14 protein-coding genes are annotated in these 17,281 nt (G+C 62.9%); 5 read left to right on the forward strand and 9 right to left on the reverse strand.

The window, feature by feature from the left end:
- Positions 1 to 62: 62 nt before the first annotated feature.
- The 6 genes from cysG to ACTORR_RS04520 all read right to left on the reverse strand — a co-directional run bounded on the left by cysG (position 63) and on the right by ACTORR_RS04520 (position 7,695).
- Complete coding sequence (cysG, locus tag ACTORR_RS04495) at positions 63 to 1,454, reverse strand: siroheme synthase CysG (protein WP_099815922.1); 1,392 nt, start codon at positions 1,452 to 1,454, stop codon at positions 63 to 65.
- Entirely contained in the window at positions 1,455 to 2,735 is a 1,281-nt protein-coding gene (serS, locus tag ACTORR_RS04500; protein WP_054886811.1) for a serine--tRNA ligase, read from the reverse strand.
- A gap of 30 nt (positions 2,736 to 2,765) precedes the next feature.
- Positions 2,766 to 3,140 (reverse strand): fluoride efflux transporter CrcB, encoded by a 375-nt coding sequence (gene crcB / locus ACTORR_RS04505; protein ID WP_054886812.1) that lies wholly within the window; start codon positions 3,138 to 3,140, stop codon positions 2,766 to 2,768.
- The gene (locus tag ACTORR_RS04510; RefSeq protein ID WP_054886813.1) at positions 3,137 to 4,462 is read right to left on the reverse strand and encodes a replication-associated recombination protein A; all 1,326 of its coding nucleotides are present in this window, start codon (positions 4,460 to 4,462) and stop codon (positions 3,137 to 3,139) included. Before ACTORR_RS04510 ends, crcB begins: the two co-directional genes overlap by 4 nt.
- Positions 4,463 to 4,474: 12 nt before the next feature.
- The gene (lolA, locus tag ACTORR_RS04515; RefSeq protein ID WP_054886814.1) at positions 4,475 to 5,098 is read right to left on the reverse strand and encodes an outer membrane lipoprotein chaperone LolA; all 624 of its coding nucleotides are present in this window, start codon (positions 5,096 to 5,098) and stop codon (positions 4,475 to 4,477) included.
- Between the two features lie 62 nt (positions 5,099 to 5,160).
- Positions 5,161 to 7,695, reverse strand: a complete 2,535-nt coding sequence (locus ACTORR_RS04520) for a DNA translocase FtsK (RefSeq protein WP_313430582.1) — start codon at positions 7,693 to 7,695, stop codon at positions 5,161 to 5,163.
- Positions 7,696 to 8,057: 362 nt separating this feature from the next.
- On the opposite strand from ACTORR_RS04520, the gene aat reads away from it, so the two are divergent.
- From aat to infA, 3 genes are all read left to right on the forward strand, one after another.
- Positions 8,058 to 8,738: a leucyl/phenylalanyl-tRNA--protein transferase gene (gene aat / locus ACTORR_RS04525; RefSeq protein WP_054886816.1), complete on the forward strand. Its 681-nt coding sequence runs from the start codon at positions 8,058 to 8,060 to the stop codon at positions 8,736 to 8,738.
- Positions 8,739 to 8,794: 56 nt separating this feature from the next.
- Positions 8,795 to 9,502: an arginyltransferase gene (locus ACTORR_RS04530; RefSeq protein WP_054886817.1), complete on the forward strand. Its 708-nt coding sequence runs from the start codon at positions 8,795 to 8,797 to the stop codon at positions 9,500 to 9,502.
- Positions 9,503 to 9,602: 100 nt separating this feature from the next.
- The gene (gene infA / locus ACTORR_RS04535) at positions 9,603 to 9,821 is read left to right on the forward strand and encodes a translation initiation factor IF-1 (RefSeq protein ID WP_002553999.1); all 219 of its coding nucleotides are present in this window, start codon (positions 9,603 to 9,605) and stop codon (positions 9,819 to 9,821) included.
- 182 nt (positions 9,822 to 10,003) lie between these two features.
- Here the strand turns inward: infA and clpA are convergent, their stop codons facing one another.
- Together clpA and clpS are read right to left on the reverse strand one after the other, a co-directional pair.
- A complete protein-coding gene (clpA, locus tag ACTORR_RS04540; protein WP_054886818.1) occupies positions 10,004 to 12,274 on the reverse strand; it encodes an ATP-dependent Clp protease ATP-binding subunit ClpA in 2,271 nt (756 codons plus the stop codon).
- Between the two features lie 30 nt (positions 12,275 to 12,304).
- A complete protein-coding gene (clpS, locus tag ACTORR_RS04545; RefSeq protein WP_016488124.1) occupies positions 12,305 to 12,667 on the reverse strand; it encodes an ATP-dependent Clp protease adapter ClpS in 363 nt (120 codons plus the stop codon).
- A 230-nt stretch (positions 12,668 to 12,897) separates the two neighbouring features.
- On the opposite strand from clpS, the gene cspD reads away from it, so the two are divergent.
- On the forward strand, positions 12,898 to 13,152 hold the full coding sequence (gene cspD, locus ACTORR_RS04550; RefSeq protein ID WP_054886819.1) for a cold shock domain-containing protein CspD: 255 nt from the start codon (positions 12,898 to 12,900) through the stop codon (positions 13,150 to 13,152).
- A gap of 68 nt (positions 13,153 to 13,220) precedes the next feature.
- Here cspD and icd read toward each other — a convergent pair whose 3' ends face one another.
- A complete protein-coding gene (gene icd / locus ACTORR_RS04555; RefSeq protein ID WP_054886820.1) occupies positions 13,221 to 14,477 on the reverse strand; it encodes an NADP-dependent isocitrate dehydrogenase in 1,257 nt (418 codons plus the stop codon).
- 427 nt (positions 14,478 to 14,904) lie between these two features.
- On the opposite strand from icd, the gene ACTORR_RS04560 reads away from it, so the two are divergent.
- The gene (locus ACTORR_RS04560) at positions 14,905 to 17,130 is read left to right on the forward strand and encodes an NADP-dependent isocitrate dehydrogenase (RefSeq protein ID WP_054886821.1); all 2,226 of its coding nucleotides are present in this window, start codon (positions 14,905 to 14,907) and stop codon (positions 17,128 to 17,130) included.
- Positions 17,131 to 17,281 lie beyond the last annotated feature (151 nt).

Here is a 17,281-nt window from a genome sequence, read left to right on the forward strand (position 1 = left end):
TACGCGTTTCCTGTAGGAGCGGCCTTGTGTCGCGAAAGGGCCGCAGAGCGGCCCCAACGATTTCAGCTGTGTTGCGAACCTTCGAACCAGGCCAGCTTGTCGCGCAACTGCACCACTTCCCCGACAATCACCAGGGTCGGCGCATGCACTTCATGCCGAGCCACCAGCTCCGGCAAATCCGCCAAGGTACCGGTGAACACCCGCTGATTGCGCGTAGTGCCCTGCTGCACCAGTGCCGCCGGCGTGCTCGCCGCCCGCCCATGGCGAATCAGCTCGGCACAGATGGTCGGCAACCCCACCAGCCCCATGTAAAACACCAGGGTCTGGGCCGGCGCCACCAGGTCATCCCACGGCAGGTTGCTGGTGCCATCCTTGAGGTGCCCGGTGACGAAACGCACCGACTGGGCATAGTCACGGTGAGTCAGCGGAATGCCGCCATAGGCGGAGCAACCACTGGCCGCGGTAATCCCCGGTACCACCTGGAACGGAATGCCGTGCTCGGCCAGCTCTTCGATCTCTTCGCCACCGCGGCCGAAGATGAACGGGTCGCCGCCCTTGAGGCGCAACACACGCTTGCCCTGCTGGGCGAGGTCGACCAGCAGGCGGTTGATCTGGTCCTGCGGCACGGCATGGTCGGCGCGGCGCTTGCCAACGTAGATACGCTCGGCATCACGCCGGCACATCTCGATGATCGCGGGTGCCACCAGGCGGTCGTACAGCACCACGTCGGCCTGCTGCATCAGGCGCAAGGCACGGAAGGTCAGCAAGTCCGGATCGCCCGGCCCCGCCCCCACCAGATACACCTCACCGCCCTGCTGCACCGGGGCACCTTCGACCATCGCCTGCAACAGGCGCTCGGCCTCGGCGCCCTGTCCGGCCAGCTGGCGTTCGGCAATCGGCCCCTGGAACACGGTTTCCCAGAAGCCTCGGCGCTGATTGACATCCGGGTACAGGGATTTGACCTTGTGCCGGAAGCGCGCTGCCAGCCCGGCCAGCTCACCATAAGCCGACGGAATCCAGGCCTCCAGCTTGGCGCGAATCAAGCGCGCCAACACCGGGGCGTCACCGCCACTGGACACCGCGATCACCAACGGGGAACGGTCGACGATGGCCGGGAAGATCACCGTGCACAGGGCCGGCGCATCCACCACGTTGACCGGCAGGCTCAGCGCCTGTGCGTCCGCCGACACCTGGGCGTTGAGCCCAGGGTCGTCGGTGGCCGCGATCACCAGTCGGCAACCGACCAGGTCGGCCGCCTGATAGCCACGCACCAGCACCTCACCGCCACCTTCCCGGGCCAACGCGGCCAGCTGACCGTCGATGTCCGGCGCCACCACGCGCAGCGCGGCGCCGGCATCAGCCAGCAGGCGCGCCTTGCGCAAGGCGATCTCACCGCCGCCGACGACCAGCACCCGGCCGCCCTGCAGCTTGTGGAACAGCGGCAGGTAATCCATTTAGCGGATAACCTCGACGCCGCCCATGTACGGCTTCAGCACGTCCGGTACGCGGATCGAACCGTCGGCCTGCTGGTAGTTTTCCAGCACCGCGACCAGGGTACGGCCTACGGCCAGTCCAGAACCGTTGAGGGTATGCACCAGCTCTGGCTTGCCGGTTTCCGGATTGCGCCAGCGAGCCTGCATGCGGCGTGCCTGGAAGTCACCGCAGTTGGAGCACGAGCTGATCTCGCGGTACTTGTCCTGGCTCGGCACCCACACTTCCAGGTCGTAGGTCTTCACAGCGCCAAAGCCCATGTCGCCGGTGCACAGGGCCAGCACGCGGTAGGGCAGCTGCAGCAGCTGCAGGACGCGCTCGGCGTTGGCGGTCAGGCTTTCCAGGGCTTCCATCGACTTGGACGGTTCGACGACCTGAACCATCTCGACCTTGTCGAACTGGTGTTGGCGGATCATGCCACGGGTGTCACGGCCCGACGCACCGGCTTCACTGCGGAAGCAAGGGGTGTGGGCAACCAGTTTCAAGGGCAACTGCTTGGCGTCGAGGATCTGGCCGGCAACGAGGTTGGTCAGCGACACTTCGGCGGTCGGGATCAGGTAGAAGTCAGCTTCGCCTTCGCGGGTGATCTTGAACAGGTCTTCCTCGAACTTCGGCAACTGGCCAGTGCCCTGCAGGGCCGGGGCCTGCACCAGGTACGGGGTGTAGTGTTCCTCGTAGCCGTGCTCGCCGGTGTGCAGGTTGATCATGAACTGCGCCAGGGCGCGGTGCAGGCGGGCAATCGGCCCGCGCAGCACGGCAAAGCGCGCGCCAGACAGCTTGGCCGCGGCTTCGAAGTCCAGGCCACCGCTGACTTCACCCAAGGCGACGTGGTCCTTGATCTCGAAATCGAAGGCGGTCGGCGTACCCCAGCGGCGCACTTCTACGTTGTCGTCCTCGCTGGCACCGACCGGTACGCTGGCGTCCGGCAGGTTGGGGATGGTCAGCAGGATGCTGTCCAGTTCGGCCTGGATAGCATCCAGCTCTACCTTGCCAGCGGCCAGTTCATTGGCCATGCGCTCGACGTCCGCCATCAGCGGGGCAATGTCCTCGCCCTTGGCCTTGGCCTGGCCGATCGACTTGGAACGGGCGTTACGCTCGGCTTGCAGCTGCTCGGTGCGGGTCTGCACCGCCTTGCGGCGCTCTTCCAGTGATTCGATGCGCGCGACATCCAGGCTGAAGCCACGGGAGGCCAGGCGATCCGCCACTTCCTGAAGTTGGCCGCGTAACAGTTTGGAATCGAGCATATCGTTCTCTCGTTATGGATAAGTGTTGGTTCAGAATCGGGTCAGGGACAGGCCGGCCCAGGTGGCCAGGAGCCCGCCCACCACGCTGATACTGGTATAGCCCAAGGCGAGGGGCACTTGCCCACTTTCGATCAGGCGCACGGTATCGAGCGAGAAGGAAGAAAAGGTCGTCAGGCCACCGAGGAAGCCGACGATCAGGCCGGCGCGCAGTTCGACCGGCGCCAGCGGTTTGTGCAGGAACAGGCCGTAAAGCAGGCCGATCAGCAGGCAACCCGCCAGGTTGACCGCCAGCGTACCGAGATAGAAGTGCCGTGGCCAGTTGGCCGCGACCCAATTGGCGGTGGCGAAGCGTAGCAAGGTCCCGGCAATACCACCGGCGCTGACTGCAGCGATCAGGGCAATCATGGTTTTCTCCGCTGGCGGGGGCTGTTGCGGTCAAGCTCGGCCAGGTGGCGCAGTTTCTCGCCGATCTTCAGCTCCAGGCCTCGCGGCACGGGCTGGTAGTACTGGCGTGGCTCAAGCGCCTCGGGGAAGTAATCCTCACCAGCGGCATAGGCATCGGGCTCGTCGTGGGCGTAGCGGTATTCTTCGCCATAGCCCAATTGTTTCATCAGCTTGGTCGGCGCGTTGCGCAGGTGCAGCGGCACCTCCAGCGAGCCATGTTCGGCCGCCTCGCGCAACGCGGTCTTGAAGCCCACGTAGACGGCATTGCTCTTCGGCGCGCAGGCGATGTAGGTGATGGCCTGGGCCACCGCCAGCTCGCCTTCCGGGCTGCCCAGGCGTTCCTGCACGTCCCAGGCGGCCAGGCACAGGCTCAGGGCCCGCGGGTCGGCGTTGCCGATGTCCTCGCTGGCCATGCGCACGACGCGACGGGCGATGTACAGCGGGTCGCAACCGCCGTCGAGCATGCGCGCGAACCAGTACAGGGCGCCATCGGGGTTGGAGCCGCGCACCGACTTGTGCAGCGCGGAAATCTGGTCGTAGAACGCCTCGCCGCCCTTGTCGAAACGCCGCCGGCTGTCGCCGAGCAGGCTTTGCAGCATCTCGACGTCGATCTCGCTGCCATCTTCGGCAAGGTCGGCAGCGTTCTCCAGGAAGTTGAGCATGCGCCGGCCATCGCCATCGGCGGCAGCCATGAGCATCTTGAAGGCGTCGTCACCGACGCGCAGGTTGCGCTTGCCCAGCCCGCGCTCTTCCGTCAGCGCACGGTTGACCAGCTTGCGCAGCGCCGCTTCGTCCAGGCTCTTGAGCACGTAGACCCGCGCCCGCGACAGCAGGGCGTTGTTCAGTTCGAACGAGGGATTCTCGGTGGTAGCACCGATGAACAGTAGCGTGCCGTCTTCGACGTAGGGCAGAAAGGCATCCTGCTGGGACTTGTTGAAACGGTGCACTTCGTCGACGAACAGAATGGTGCGTCGGCCATACTGGCCGGCCTGCTGCTTGGCCACTTCGACGGCCTGGCGGATCTCCTTTACCCCCGCCAACACCGCCGAGACCGTTTCGAAGTGCGCATCGCAGAAATGCGCCAGCAGCCGCGCCAGGGTGGTCTTGCCCACCCCCGGCGGCCCCCAGAAGATCATCGAGTGCAGCGCACCCTGCTCCAGCGCCTCGCGCAGCGGTTTGCCGCGCGCCAGCAGGTGCTCCTGGCCGACGTATTCGTCCAGGTTGGACGGGCGCAGGCGGGCCGCCAGAGGCTGGGCGACGGGTTCGCTTCGAAACAGGTCCATGGCGAGCTCTGCTTACTCCTTGATGACGTCGGCGCCTTTGGGGATGTCGAACCTGAACTGGTTGTCCGGCACCGCCTGGTTGGCCTTGACGCCATTGAACAGGATGTTGGTGCGCTGGCCGACGCTGTCGATCAGCTGCATGTCGTTGATCAAGCCTTTGCGGAACGACACGCGCAGCGAGTCGAACAGGGTGTCCTTGGTCTTTGGCTTGAGGGTGAAGTCCATCACGTCGCCCTGCTCCTTGGAGGTGATGTCGAAGCTCTGGCTGATCTTCGACACGTCACCGGACAGCAGCAGTGCCGGGGTCTGGTTCAGGCGCTGGTCGAGCTTCTTGATGGTCGCCTGCTCCAGGTCCGGGTCCCACAAGGTGACGTTCTTGCCGTCGGACACCACTACCTGCTCCTGCGGCGCATTGGTGTGCCAGTAGAACAGGCCCGGGCGCTTCACAGTCATCTTGCCGGACGTTTCCTGCAGGCTGGTACCGCCCGCGTCGAGGGTCAGCTGGGAGAAGTTGGCCTCGATGGTCTGGGATTTTTCCAGCAACTGGGTCAGGCGTTGTACATCTTGCTCACCGGCATAAGCAGTAACCGAGCCCAGGGTCAGGGCAGAAACCAACAGCATGCGAATCGCGCGCATGGGAATCCTCATTGAGCATTGAAAAGGCCGGGCGCCACCGTTGGCGCCCGGCAAGGTGTTCATCAGTCGCGCGGGCCACCCGGGGCAATCACTTCCCGCGAGCCGTTGCTGTTCATCGGGGTGACCACGCCGGCCATCTCCATCGACTCGATCATCCGCGCGGCGCGGTTGTAGCCGATCTTGAGCTTGCGCTGTACGGCCGAGATGGAAGCGCGGCGGCTTTCCAGCACGAACTGCACGGCCTCATCATACAGGGCATCGGTTTCGGCATCGTCACCATCGCCCCCACCGCCGCCGCCGCCGCCATCGAAGCCGCTACCGGCCTCTTCGACGCCATTGAGGATGTCATCGTTGTAGTCCGGCGCGCCACGCAGCTTCCACGCCTCGACCGTGCGGTGCACTTCATCGTCGGAGACGAACGCACCGTGCACACGGATGGGCAGGCTGGTGCCCGGCGGCATGTACAGCATGTCACCGTGGCCAAGCAACTGTTCGGCGCCGCCCTGGTCGATGATGGTCCGCGAGTCGATCTTGCTCGACACCTGGAACGCCATGCGGGTCGGGATGTTGGCCTTGATCAGGCCGGTGATCACATCCACCGACGGGCGCTGGGTGGCGAGGATCAGGTGGATACCGGCAGCCCGTGCCTTCTGGGCGATACGGGCGATCAGCTCTTCGACCTTCTTGCCGACGATCATCATCATGTCGGCAAATTCGTCGACCACCACGACGATGGTCGGCAGGGTCTTCAGCGCTGGCGGCTCGTCGTCCATGCTCTCGCGGCGGTACAGCGGGTCATGGATGATCTCGCCAGCTTCCTGGGCGTCCTTGATCTTGCGGTTGAAGCCGGCCAGGTTACGCACGCCCATGGCCGCCATCAGCTTGTAACGCCGCTCCATCTCGGCCACGCTCCAGCGCAGGGCGTTGGCGGCGTCCTTCATGTCGGTGACCACCGGGCACAGCAGGTGCGGGATGCCCTCGTAGATCGACAGCTCGAGCATTTTCGGGTCGATCATGATCAGCCGCGCGTCTTCCGGGCTGGACTTGAACAGGATCGACAGGATCATCGCGTTGACACCCACCGACTTACCGGAACCGGTAGTACCGGCCACCAGCAGGTGCGGCATCTTGGCCAGGTCGGTGATCACCGGCTTGCCGCCGATGTCGTGGCCCAGAGCCAGGGTGACCGGCGATTTCTGCTCGTCGTACTGCGGCGTCGCGAGCACTTCCGAGAAGCGCACCATCTGCCGGTTTTCGTTGGGGATCTCGATACCCACGGTGGTCTTGCCGGGGATGACCTCGACCACCCGCACGCTGGTCACCGCCAGGGAACGCGCCAGGTCCTTGGCCAGGTTGGCAATGCGGCTGACTTTCACGCCAGCGGCCGGCTGGATTTCGTAACGGGTAATCACCGGGCCTGGGTGGATGGAGTCCACCGAGACTTCCACGCCGAACTCCTTGAGCTTGATTTCCAGCAACTGGCCGACACCGGCCAGGGACTCTGGCGAGTACTCGATCTTCTTCTGTTCGGCCGGGTCGAGGATGGAAATCGACGGCAGGGTCCCCTCTACGGCGCTGTCGACGAACAGCGGCGCCTGTTTTTCCTTCATGACCCGCTTGCTCGGCTCCGGCGCCCTTGCCGCGGCCGGGGGCACAATGGTCGGGGCCGCTGCTGGCTGCTCGCGGGAGACCACGGGCTCACGCGGCACGACAGGTTCGCGGGCGAGGGTTGGTTCGCGAGGCACCACAGGCTCGCGGGCGAGTGTCGGTTCACGGGAAAGGGTCGGTTCACGCGGCTCGACGGGCTGGGCCGGCGTTTCCTCACGCTTGAAGATGCGCTCGCGCAGCGCCGGTTTGGCTGGTTCACGCTTGTCGCTGGCCTTCGACCCCAGATCGAACACCGGGTCGTCCACTTCACGCAGTTGCGCCTCCAGGCGCTTGCGCTCGTTGCGTGCCTCCCACCAGCGGCTGGCCGCGCCCTGAACCAGTTCGAACAGGTCGAGGGTGATCTTGCCGGTCATGTCCATCACCTTGAACCATGACAGGTCGGTGAACACGGTCAGGCCGAACAGGAACAGGGCAATGAACATCAGGGTGCTGCCCTGCACGTTCAGCAGGTTGCGCGCCAGGTCGCCGAGGCTTTCGCCCAGCGCACCGCCCGCGGAAAACGGCAGGCTCGCCGGCGGGTGGAAATGGATATGCGCCAGCGCCGCGCCCGACAGCACCAGGAACACCAGGCCGATCAGCCGCCAGGAGAACAGCCAGCCGCTCCATTGCCACGGCTGGTGCCGTTCGCGGAAGATCTGCCAGGTCTTGATCGCCAGCAGCAACGGGAAGATATAGGCGAAGTAGCCGAGCACCATGAACAGGATGTCGGCAAAGTACGCGCCGGCACGCCCGGCGGCATTCTGCACCTGGTCGATGTTGCTGGTATGGCTGAAGCCCGGGTCCGACGTGTCGTAGGTCAGCAGTGCCATCCACAGGTACAGGCACAGGGCGCCGACAGCGATCAACGCACCTTCCTTGAGGCGGTAATGCAGCTGCTGCCGCCACAGGGGCACAGGCAAAGGAGCTGGAGTTGCGGTGGATTTCTTCAAAACGCGTCTATTCCTGCGCGTGCTGCGCGTCCAGTAGTGATCGGCCGGTGTCTGGCCAATGAACCACTACTTTTAACATTACTGCCCGCCAGCCGCCATGACGGCACGCCGTATGGAGCTCGAGTGGGGGCGACTTTCGTATAGGTGCAATTTGAGCATGCATTGCCTTCTGTGACAAAGGCTTATGCTGTGTTTTTGCACAGGTGTGACAGCAAATGTAGCGGATGGTGCCTATGCCTTCATGAATGTGTAGGAAATTGCCTATTCTGCTGCCAGCCAATAACTGCTGAGCCTGCCAGCATTGACCCCGCAAGCCCTGCAAGCCATGCTGCCCTCTCCCCTCCCCCACCGCACGATAGACCATGCTCACCTGGCTAACCCGCGACTCGCTGACCTTCCCACCCCTGGAAAAGGCCCTGCACGACCCCAACGGTTTGCTTGCCGCTGGCGGCGACCTGAGCCCCGAGCGCCTGGAGCAGGCCTACCGGCATGGCTGCTTCCCCTGGTATCAGGACGGCCAGCCGATTCTCTGGTGGTCACCTGACCCGCGCACGGTGCTGTTCCCTGACGAGCTGCACGTCTCGCGCTCGCTGGCCAAACTGATGCGCCAGGGCCGCTACCAGGTCAGCTTCGACACCGACTTCCCGGCGGTGATTGCCGCCTGCGCTGCCCCGCGCGACTACGCCGACGGCACCTGGATCACCGACACCATGCGCAATGCCTACTGCGAACTGCACCGGCGCGGTATTGCCCATTCGGTAGAAGTGCGCGCAGACGGCGTGCTGGTCGGCGGCCTGTATGGCCTGGCCATCGGCCAACTGTTCTTCGGCGAGTCGATGTTCAGCCGCGCCGACAATGCCTCCAAGGTCGGCTTCGTGACGCTGGTCGAACACCTGCGCCAGGCCGGCTTCGTGCTGATCGACTGCCAGATGCCCACCAACCACCTGCATAGCCTGGGCGCCCGGGCCATCAGCCGCAGCCGCTTCGCCGACTACCTGGCGCGCCACCTCGATCAGCCCAACAGTGCTACCTGGGTTTGCTAGGCGAGTTTTGCCAGCTGGCTTACACTTAAAGCAAAGTCTCACCGAGGGGGTTGATCATGACAGAGTTGGCGCGGTTGAAGTTCTATGCCACTCAACCCCACTCCTGCAGCTACCTGCCGGACGAACAGGCCACCACGCTGTTCCTCGACCCCAGCCAGCCGATGGACGTGCATGTGTATGCCGATCTGTCGGAAATGGGCTTTCGCCGCAGCGGTGACCACCTGTACCGCCCGCATTGCCAGAACTGCAATGCCTGCGTGCCAGCGCGCATCCCCGCCGCGCGCTTCATCCCCAACCGCCAGCAGCGGCGCATCCTCAAGCGTAATGCCGACCTGACCGTGACGGCGGCGCGCCCGGCGTTCAAGGAAGAATATTTCGACCTGTACCGGCGCTACATCGAGACCCGTCACGCCGATGGCGACATGTACCCGCCGAGTCGCGACCAGTTTTCCACCTTCCTGGTCCGCGACCTGCCGTTCTGCTGGTTCTACGAGTTCCGCCTCGAAGGCCGCCTGCTGGCAGTGGCCGTCTGTGACCTGCTGCCCAATGGCCTGTCGGCGGTCTACACGTTCTACGAGCCGGAAGAAGAACGCCGCAGCCTCGGGCGCTTTGCCATCCTCTGGCAGATCACCGAAGCCTTGCGCCAGGATCTGGAAGCGGTGTACCTGGGTTACTGGATCAAGAACTGCAAGAAAATGAACTACAAGACGCAGTATCGGCCTATCGAGTTGTTGATAAACCAGCGCTGGGTCACCCTCAACTGAAAGCATTGGCTTGACACACAGTTTTCGGGCATAATCCACGCCACTTTTTTGCCCGGTGCGGTATGCGTCGGGCCAACACTGGATCCGAGGGCTCTACTGCATGTCGAAAGAAGACAGCTTCGAAATGGAAGGTACTGTCGTCGACACCCTGCCCAACACCATGTTCCGCGTGGAGTTGGAAAACGGGCACGTCGTAACCGCGCACATCTCCGGAAAGATGCGCAAGAACTACATCCGCATTCTCACTGGCGACAAGGTCCGCGTCGAACTGACGCCTTACGACCTGAGCAAGGGCCGCATCACTTACCGTGCGCGCTAAGCTCCAGCCATGAAAAAGCCCGGCCATGTGCCGGGCTTTTTTGTGCCTGCCAGATTGTATGGGGCTACTTCGCAGCCCTGTGGCAGCGGTTCACCCGCGAAGAGCCCAACCCGATGGATGGCACCGGCTGCGCCGGTGTTCGCGGCTGAAGCCGCTCCCACAGGTACAGCCCCGCCCCTCCGTCAGGCCACCTCAGCCGTAGTCTCGAAGTCGAACACCAGTTCGCCATCGCGCAGGTCGACGTGCACCACGCCACCGTGCTCGGCCAGCTCACCAAACAGGATCTCTTCGGCCAGCGGCCGCTTGATCTTGTCCTGGATAAGCCGCGCCATCGGCCGTGCTCCCATCTGCACGTCGTAGCCGGAAGCAGCCAGCCAGCCGCGGGCGGCATCGCTGACTTCCAGCAGCACCCGCTTGTCTTCCAACTGCGCCTGCAACTCGATGAGGAACTTGTCGACGATGCTCTTGATCGTCTCGGTGCTCAGGCGGCCAAACTGGATGATGGTGTCCAGGCGGTTGCGGAACTCCGGCGTGAAGCTCTTGCGGATGACTTCCATGGCATCGGACGCATGGTCCTGATGGGTGAAGCCGATCGAGGCCCGCGCGGCGGTTTCGGCACCGGCGTTGGTGGTCATGATCAGGATCACGTTACGGAAGTCGGCCTTGCGCCCGTTGTTGTCGGTCAGGGTACCGTGGTCCATCACCTGCAGCAGCAGGTTGAAGACTTCCGGGTGGGCCTTCTCGATTTCGTCGAGCAGCAGCACGCAGTGCGGTTGCTTGGTGATGGCTTCGGTCAGCAGGCCACCCTGGTCGAAACCAACGTAGCCAGGCGGCGCACCGATCAGGCGCGACACGGTGTGACGCTCCATGTACTCGGACATGTCGAAGCGCACCAGCTCGACGCCCAGCGCCTTGGCCAGCTGCCGCGCCGCTTCGGTCTTGCCCACACCGGTGGGGCCGGCGAACAGGAACGAACCCACCGGCTTGTCCGGCGACTTGAGGCCGGCCCGGGACAGCTTGATGGCGGTGGCCAGCGAGTCGATGGCCTGGTCCTGACCGAACACGGTCAGCTTCAGGTCGCGTTCGAGGTTACGCAGCAACTCCTTGTCGGAACTGGTGACGTGCTTCGGCGGAATCCGCGCGATCTTGGCGACGATGTCCTCGACCTGCGGCACATCGATACGCTTGACCCGGCTGGCTTCAGGCTGCAGGCGCTGATAGGCGCCCGCTTCATCGATCACGTCAATGGCCTTGTCCGGCATGTGGCGATCGTTGATATAGCGCGAGGCCAGCTCGGCGGCGGCGCGCAGGGCTTCATCGCTGTACTCGATGTTGTGGTGGCTCTCGAACCGGCCTTTCAGGCCACGCAGGATGCCGACGGTGTCCTCCACCGACGGCTCGCTGACATCGACCTTCTGGAAGCGCCGCGCCAGGGCACGGTCCTTCTCGAAGATGCCGCGGAACTCCTGGAAGGTGGTCGAACCGATGCAACGAATCTCACCCGACGACAGCAGCGGCTTGAGCAGGTTGGAGGCATCCATCACCCCGCCTGACGCCGCACCGGCACCGATGATGGTGTGGATTTCATCGATGAACAGAATCGCTTGCGGGCGCTTTTTCAACTCACCGAGCAGGGCCTTGAAGCGTTTTTCGAAATCACCGCGGTATTTGGTACCCGCCAGCAGCGCGCCAAGGTCCAGCGAATAGACCACGCTCTGCGCCAGCAGGTCCGGCACCTGGCCGTCGACGATGCGTTTGGCCAGGCCTTCGGCGATGGCAGTCTTGCCGACGCCCGCCTCACCGACCAGCAGCGGGTTGTTCTTGCGCCGCCGGGCCAGAATCTGCGCCACACGCTCGACTTCCTGCTCGCGACCCACCAGCGGGTCGATCCGGCCGGCACGGGCCAGTTCGTTCAGGTTGCTGGCGTAGGCGTCCAGCGGGTTGCTCGAAGAGGAGGTTTCGCCACCCTCTTCGTCCTGCATGTCCTGGTCGCTTTCGGAATGCGAGCCATGGCCCGGCACTTTGGAGATGCCGTGGGCGATGTAGTTGACCACATCGATACGGGCCACGCTCTGCTGTTTCAGCAGGAACACGGCCTGGCTTTCCTGTTCGCTGAAGATCGCCACCAGCACATTGGCGCCGGTCACTTCGCGCTTGCCGGAACTCTGCACGTGGAACACGGCACGCTGCAGCACCCGCTGGAAGCCCAGGGTCGGCTGGGTTTCGCGGTCTTCATCGTTGACGGGGATCAGCGGGGTAGTGGAATCGATGAACTCTTGCAGGTCGTGCTTGAGTTTGTCGAGATTCGCGCCACAGGCGCGCAGAACGGTCGCGGCAGCCTCATTGTCAAGGAGTGCCAGCAGCAGATGTTCGACGGTCATGAACTCATGACGCTTCGAACGGGCCTCCTTGAAGGCAAGATTGAGGGTGACTTCGAGCTCGCGGTTTAACATAGCTTCACCTCATACCCAAGTGGTCGGCGATTAACCGTCCTTCTCGATTTCACAGAGTAGCGGATGCTGGCTTTCCCTGGCGTATTGGTTGACCTGCATGGCCTTCGTTTCGGCGATGTCACGGGTAAACAATCCGCACACTGCCCGCCCTTCGGTGTGGACGGTCAGCATGATCTTGGTCGCCAGCTCGCGGTTCAGACTGAAGAACGTTTCGAGCACTTCGACGACGAAATCCATCGGCGTGTAGTCATCGTTGAATAAAACCACCTTGTACATCGGTGGCGCCTGCAGGATCGGCTTGGCTTCCTGTACCGCAAGCCCTGAGCCGTCGTCCTCATTCGTTTGCGGGCGATCCTGATTGAATGTTAGTCGAATCTCACTGGGTGCATGCATGGAAAGAATTTCATCATGAGCGTCAGGTTAAGGTTGTGGGTTGACTGCATTGGCGGCCGCTGGCGCACGCGCCACCTGACCTTGACTAACGGCAAAACGGTGTTACAACCAATAAGAACCCACCGTGGTCGATAAAGATCCGCGCAGTCAACCAGATTTTTCGCAAGGTTCGTATGCGGATGAAGTGGATGATACTCCAGTGATGGAGTCCTTTGCAGAGGGACATAGGGATGGCAAGCGGTAAAGTCAAGTGGTTCAACAATGCCAAGGGCTACGGATTCATCAATGAAGACGGGAAAACCGACGATTTGTTCGCCCACTATTCGGCGATCGAGATGGAAGGTTACAAAACGCTCAAAGCTGGGCAAGCCGTAACGTTCGAGATCCACCAAGGCCCCAAGGGCCTGCATGCGATCAAGATCGCCAGCGCCGCCACCAGCGTCTCTACAGGAGCATCCCAGCCCTCAACTACCGTCCAAGCCTGATCCCTGCTCTCTGCCGACACACGAACAACCGGCCGCTCCTTTACAGAAGCGGCCGGTTTTTCATGGCCTCACATATGCTTGATCATTTCATCGCCAAAACCTGAGCTACTCACCAGCGTGGCACCTTCCATCAAGCGCTCGAAGTCGTAGGTCACGGTCTTGGCAGCAATCGCACCATTGGTGCCCTTGATGATCAGGTCGGCCGCCTCAGTCCAGCCCATGTGCCGCAGCATCATCTCCGCCGACAGGATGACCGAGCCCGGATTGACCTTGTCCTGCCCGGCATATTTCGGGGCGGTACCATGGGTAGCCTCGAACATGGCCACGGTGTCGGACAGGTTGGCGCCCGGCGCGATGCCGATGCCACCCACTTCCGCCGCCAGGGCATCGGACAGGTAGTCACCGTTCAGGTTGAGGGTGGCGATCACGTCGTACTCGGCAGGGCGCAGCAGGATCTGCTGGAGCATGGCGTCGGCGATGGCGTCCTTGACGATCACTTCACGGCCGCTCCTGGGGTTCTTGAACTTCATCCAAGGGCCGCCGTCGAGCAGTTCGGCACCAAACTCGTCGCGGGCCACCTCGTAGCCCCAATCCTTGAAGGCGCCCTCGGTGAACTTCATGATGTTGCCCTTGTGCACCAGGGTCAGCGATTCGCGATCATTGTCCACCACATATTGCAGGGCCTTGCGTACCAGGCGCTTGGTGCCCTCGCGCGAGACCGGCTTGACGCCAATGCCGCAGTCCTGGTCGAAACGGATCTTGGTGACACCCATTTCCTCCTTGAGGAACTTGATCACCTTGTTCGCTTCAGGCGAGCCGGCCTTCCACTCGATGCCGGCATAGATGTCTTCGGAGTTTTCTCGGAAGATCACCATGTCGACATCGCCTGGCTTTTTCACCGGGCTTGGCACGCCCTGGAACCACAGCACCGGGCGCAGGCACACGTAGAGGTCGAGCTGCTGGCGCAAAGCCACGTTGAGCGACCGGATACCACCGCCGACCGGCGTAGTCAGCGGCCCCTTGATCGAGACAACGTAGTCCTTCACCGCATCCAGGGTCTCCTGCGGCAGCCAGGTATCCTGGTCGTACACCTGGGTGGCCTTCTCGCCGGCATACACCTCCATCCAGGCGATCTTGCGCTTGCCGCCGTAGGCTTTCTGCACGGCGGCATCGACCACCTTGATCATCACTGGCGAGACATCGACGCCAATCCCGTCACCTTCGATATAAGGAATGATCGGGTTGTCGGGCACGTTGAGCGAATGGTCGGCATTGACGGTGATCTTGGTGCCGTCGGTCGGAACCTTGATTTTCTGGTATCCCATGCTTGCACTACTCCGCTGTCGGGTGTGATTGGACATCATGCGATCCAATGAGCCTAAACCACATCCGTCGACCTGCAAGCGGTGCGTCATCACGCCACATTGCCCCTACGTCTTTGGTCTTATAAATGGCACCGATGTCACTTCGCCTTGCTGATTAGCCCGAATGGTTTGGTATACTCCGCCGCGACCGAAGGGTCATCGGGGCGAATCCCAGGAAAATGCGGACCGCCCTTGGCCAGGAATGGCCATCAAGCCTGGCCAGAAAAGTCTGGACTGTTACCGCAGCTCAGCATTGACGCTCGACTGATGCATCCACCATCACCGCTCGCAGCCTCTCGACTTTCCGCTCATGGCGTTGCCAGGGCGATGCGCCTACCCTGCGCACCACGAGACTCGAGCACGCTCAGCACACAGAGAGTTAACCCGCATGCCCACCCGTTCCAAGATCATCTATACCTTCACCGACGAAGCCCCCGCCCTCGCCACCTACTCGCTGCTGCCGATCATCGAAGCCTTCACCGCTTCCGCTGACATCGCCGTCGAAACTCGCGACATCTCCCTGGCTGGCCGTATCCTTGCCGCCTTCCCGGAGCAACTGGGCGCAGAGAAGCAAGTAGGCGATCACCTGGCGGAACTGGGTCAGCTGGCTACCACTCCTGAAGCCAACATCATCAAGCTGCCGAACATCAGCGCCTCGGTACCGCAGCTCAAGGCCGCGATCAAGGAACTGCAGGGCAAGGGCTTCAACATCCCTGACTACGCCGACGAGCCATCCACCGAGGCCGAGAAAGAATCCCGCGCACGCTACGACCGCATCAAGGGTTCGGCCGTGAACCCAGTGCTGCGCGAAGGCAACTCCGACCGCCGCGCCCCGCTTTCGGTCAAGAACTACGCTCGCAAGCACCCGCACAAGATGGGCGCCTGGGCCGCCGACTCGAAGTCGCACGTTGCCCACATGAACAACGGCGACTTCTACGGCAGCGAAAAAGCCGCACTGATCGAGGCAGACGACAACCTGCGCATCGAGCTGGTCGGCAAAGATGGCAGCACCACCGTGCTGAAAGCCAAGACTGCCGTCAAAGCCGCCGAAATCGTCGACTGCGCCACCATGAGCCGCAAGGCCCTGAAAGCCTTCATCACTGAGCAGATCGCCGATGCCAAGGCCTCCGGCGTACTGCTGTCGGTGCACCTGAAAGCCACCATGATGAAGGTTTCCGACCCGATCATGTTCGGCGTCATCGTCGAAGCGTTCTACGACCAGGTACTGGCCAAGCACGCAGCAGCCCTGGCTGAAGTAGGCTTCAACGCCAACAACGGCATCGGCGACCTGTACGCCCGCATCAAGGACCTGCCAGCCGACAAGCAGGCCGAGATCGAAGCCGACATCCAGGCCCTGTACGCCGAGCGTCCAGCCCTGGCCATGGTCAACTCCGACAAGGGCATCACCAACCTGCACGTGCCGAGCGACGTCATCGTCGACGCCTCGATGCCAGCGATGATCCGCGACTCGGGCAAGATGTGGAACAGCGCCGGTGAACTGCAGGATGCCAAGGCGATCATCCCGGATCGTTGCTACGCCGGCATCTACCAGGCCACCATCGAAGACTGCAAGGCCAACGGCGCCTTCGACCCGACCACCATGGGCAGCGTGCCGAACGTCGGCCTGATGGCGCAGAAGGCCGAAGAGTACGGCTCCCACGACAAGACCTTCCAGATTCAGGCCGACGGCGTAGTACGCGTGGTCGATGGCAAAGGCAACGTCGTTCTGGAGCAGAACGTTGAAGCCGGTGACATCTTCCGCATGTGCCAGACCAAAGACGCGCCGATCCAGGACTGGGTCAAGCTGGCCGTCAACCGTGCCCGCCTGAGCAACACCCCGGCGGTGTTCTGGCTGGACCCGGCCCGCGCCCACGACGGCGTGATGATCGAGAAGGTACAGAAGTACCTGAAGGACCACGACACCACTGGCCTGGACATCCGTGTCCTGGCGCCGGTCGACGCTATCAAGTTTTCCCTGGCCCGCATCCGCGAAGGCAAGGACACCATCTCGGTGACCGGCAACGTGCTGCGCGACTACCTGACCGACCTGTTCCCGATCATGGAACTGGGCACCAGCGCCAAGATGCTGTCGATCGTGCCGCTGATGAACGGCGGTGGCCTGTTCGAAACCGGCGCCGGCGGTTCGGCTCCGAAGCACGTGCAGCAGCTGGTGGAAGAGAACTTCCTGCGTTGGGACTCGCTGGGTGAATTCCTGGCCCTGGCCGCTTCCCTGGAGCACCTGGGCAACACCTACGACAACCCGCGCGCCAAGGTCCTGGCCAACACCCTGGATCAGGCAACCGGCAAGTTCCTCGACACCAACAAGTCGCCTTCGCGCAAAGTCGGTGGTATCGACAACCGCGGCAGCCACTTCTACCTGACCCTGTACTGGGCCCAGGCGCTGGCTGCACAGAGCGATGACGCCGCTCTGCAGGCGCGCTTCGCCCCACTGGCCAAGACCCTGACCGAGAACGAGGAGACCATTGTCGCCGAGCTCAACGCCGTTCAGGGCAAGCCGGCCGACATCGGTGGCTACTACGCCCCGGATGCCGAGCTGACCGCCAAGGTGATGCGCCCAAGCCAGACCCTGAACAGCGCCATTGCCGCCCTGTAAGGTTCGCTTGAGGTAACCGCACAAACCCCGGCCACGCACCGGGGTTTGTGCTTTCTGGCCCCGGGGCTGCTGCGCAGCCCACCGCAGGCAAGCCAGCTCCCACAGGGAGTGTGAATGACCCAGGCCTTGCACCGTACCTGTGGGAGCTGGC

It is taken from the genome of Pseudomonas sp. SAR267, from assembly GCF_052077595.1.
Lineage (GTDB): Bacteria > Pseudomonadota > Gammaproteobacteria > Pseudomonadales > Pseudomonadaceae > Aquipseudomonas > Aquipseudomonas vlassakiae.

Bases quoted from the DNA above. Each gene is read 5' to 3' on its own strand.
- cysG (WP_099815922.1), bottom strand. From the start codon at position 1,454: ATGGATTACCTGCCGCTGTTCCACAAGCTGCAGGGCGGCCGGGTGCTG.
- serS (WP_054886811.1), bottom strand. From the start codon at position 2,735: ATGCTCGATTCCAAACTGTTACGCGGCCAACTTCAGGAAGTGGCGGAT.
- crcB (WP_054886812.1), bottom strand. From the start codon at position 3,140: ATGATTGCCCTGATCGCTGCAGTCAGCGCCGGTGGTATTGCCGGGACC.
- ACTORR_RS04510 (WP_054886813.1), bottom strand. From the start codon at position 4,462: ATGGACCTGTTTCGAAGCGAACCCGTCGCCCAGCCTCTGGCGGCCCGC.
- lolA (WP_054886814.1), bottom strand. From the start codon at position 5,098: ATGCGCGCGATTCGCATGCTGTTGGTTTCTGCCCTGACCCTGGGCTCG.
- aat (WP_054886816.1), top strand. From the start codon at position 8,058: ATGCTCACCTGGCTAACCCGCGACTCGCTGACCTTCCCACCCCTGGAA.
- ACTORR_RS04530 (WP_054886817.1), top strand. From the start codon at position 8,795: ATGACAGAGTTGGCGCGGTTGAAGTTCTATGCCACTCAACCCCACTCC.
- infA (WP_002553999.1), top strand. From the start codon at position 9,603: ATGTCGAAAGAAGACAGCTTCGAAATGGAAGGTACTGTCGTCGACACC.
- clpA (WP_054886818.1), bottom strand. From the start codon at position 12,274: ATGTTAAACCGCGAGCTCGAAGTCACCCTCAATCTTGCCTTCAAGGAG.
- clpS (WP_016488124.1), bottom strand. From the start codon at position 12,667: ATGCATGCACCCAGTGAGATTCGACTAACATTCAATCAGGATCGCCCG.
- cspD (WP_054886819.1), top strand. From the start codon at position 12,898: ATGGCAAGCGGTAAAGTCAAGTGGTTCAACAATGCCAAGGGCTACGGA.
- icd (WP_054886820.1), bottom strand. From the start codon at position 14,477: ATGGGATACCAGAAAATCAAGGTTCCGACCGACGGCACCAAGATCACC.
- ACTORR_RS04560 (WP_054886821.1), top strand. From the start codon at position 14,905: ATGCCCACCCGTTCCAAGATCATCTATACCTTCACCGACGAAGCCCCC.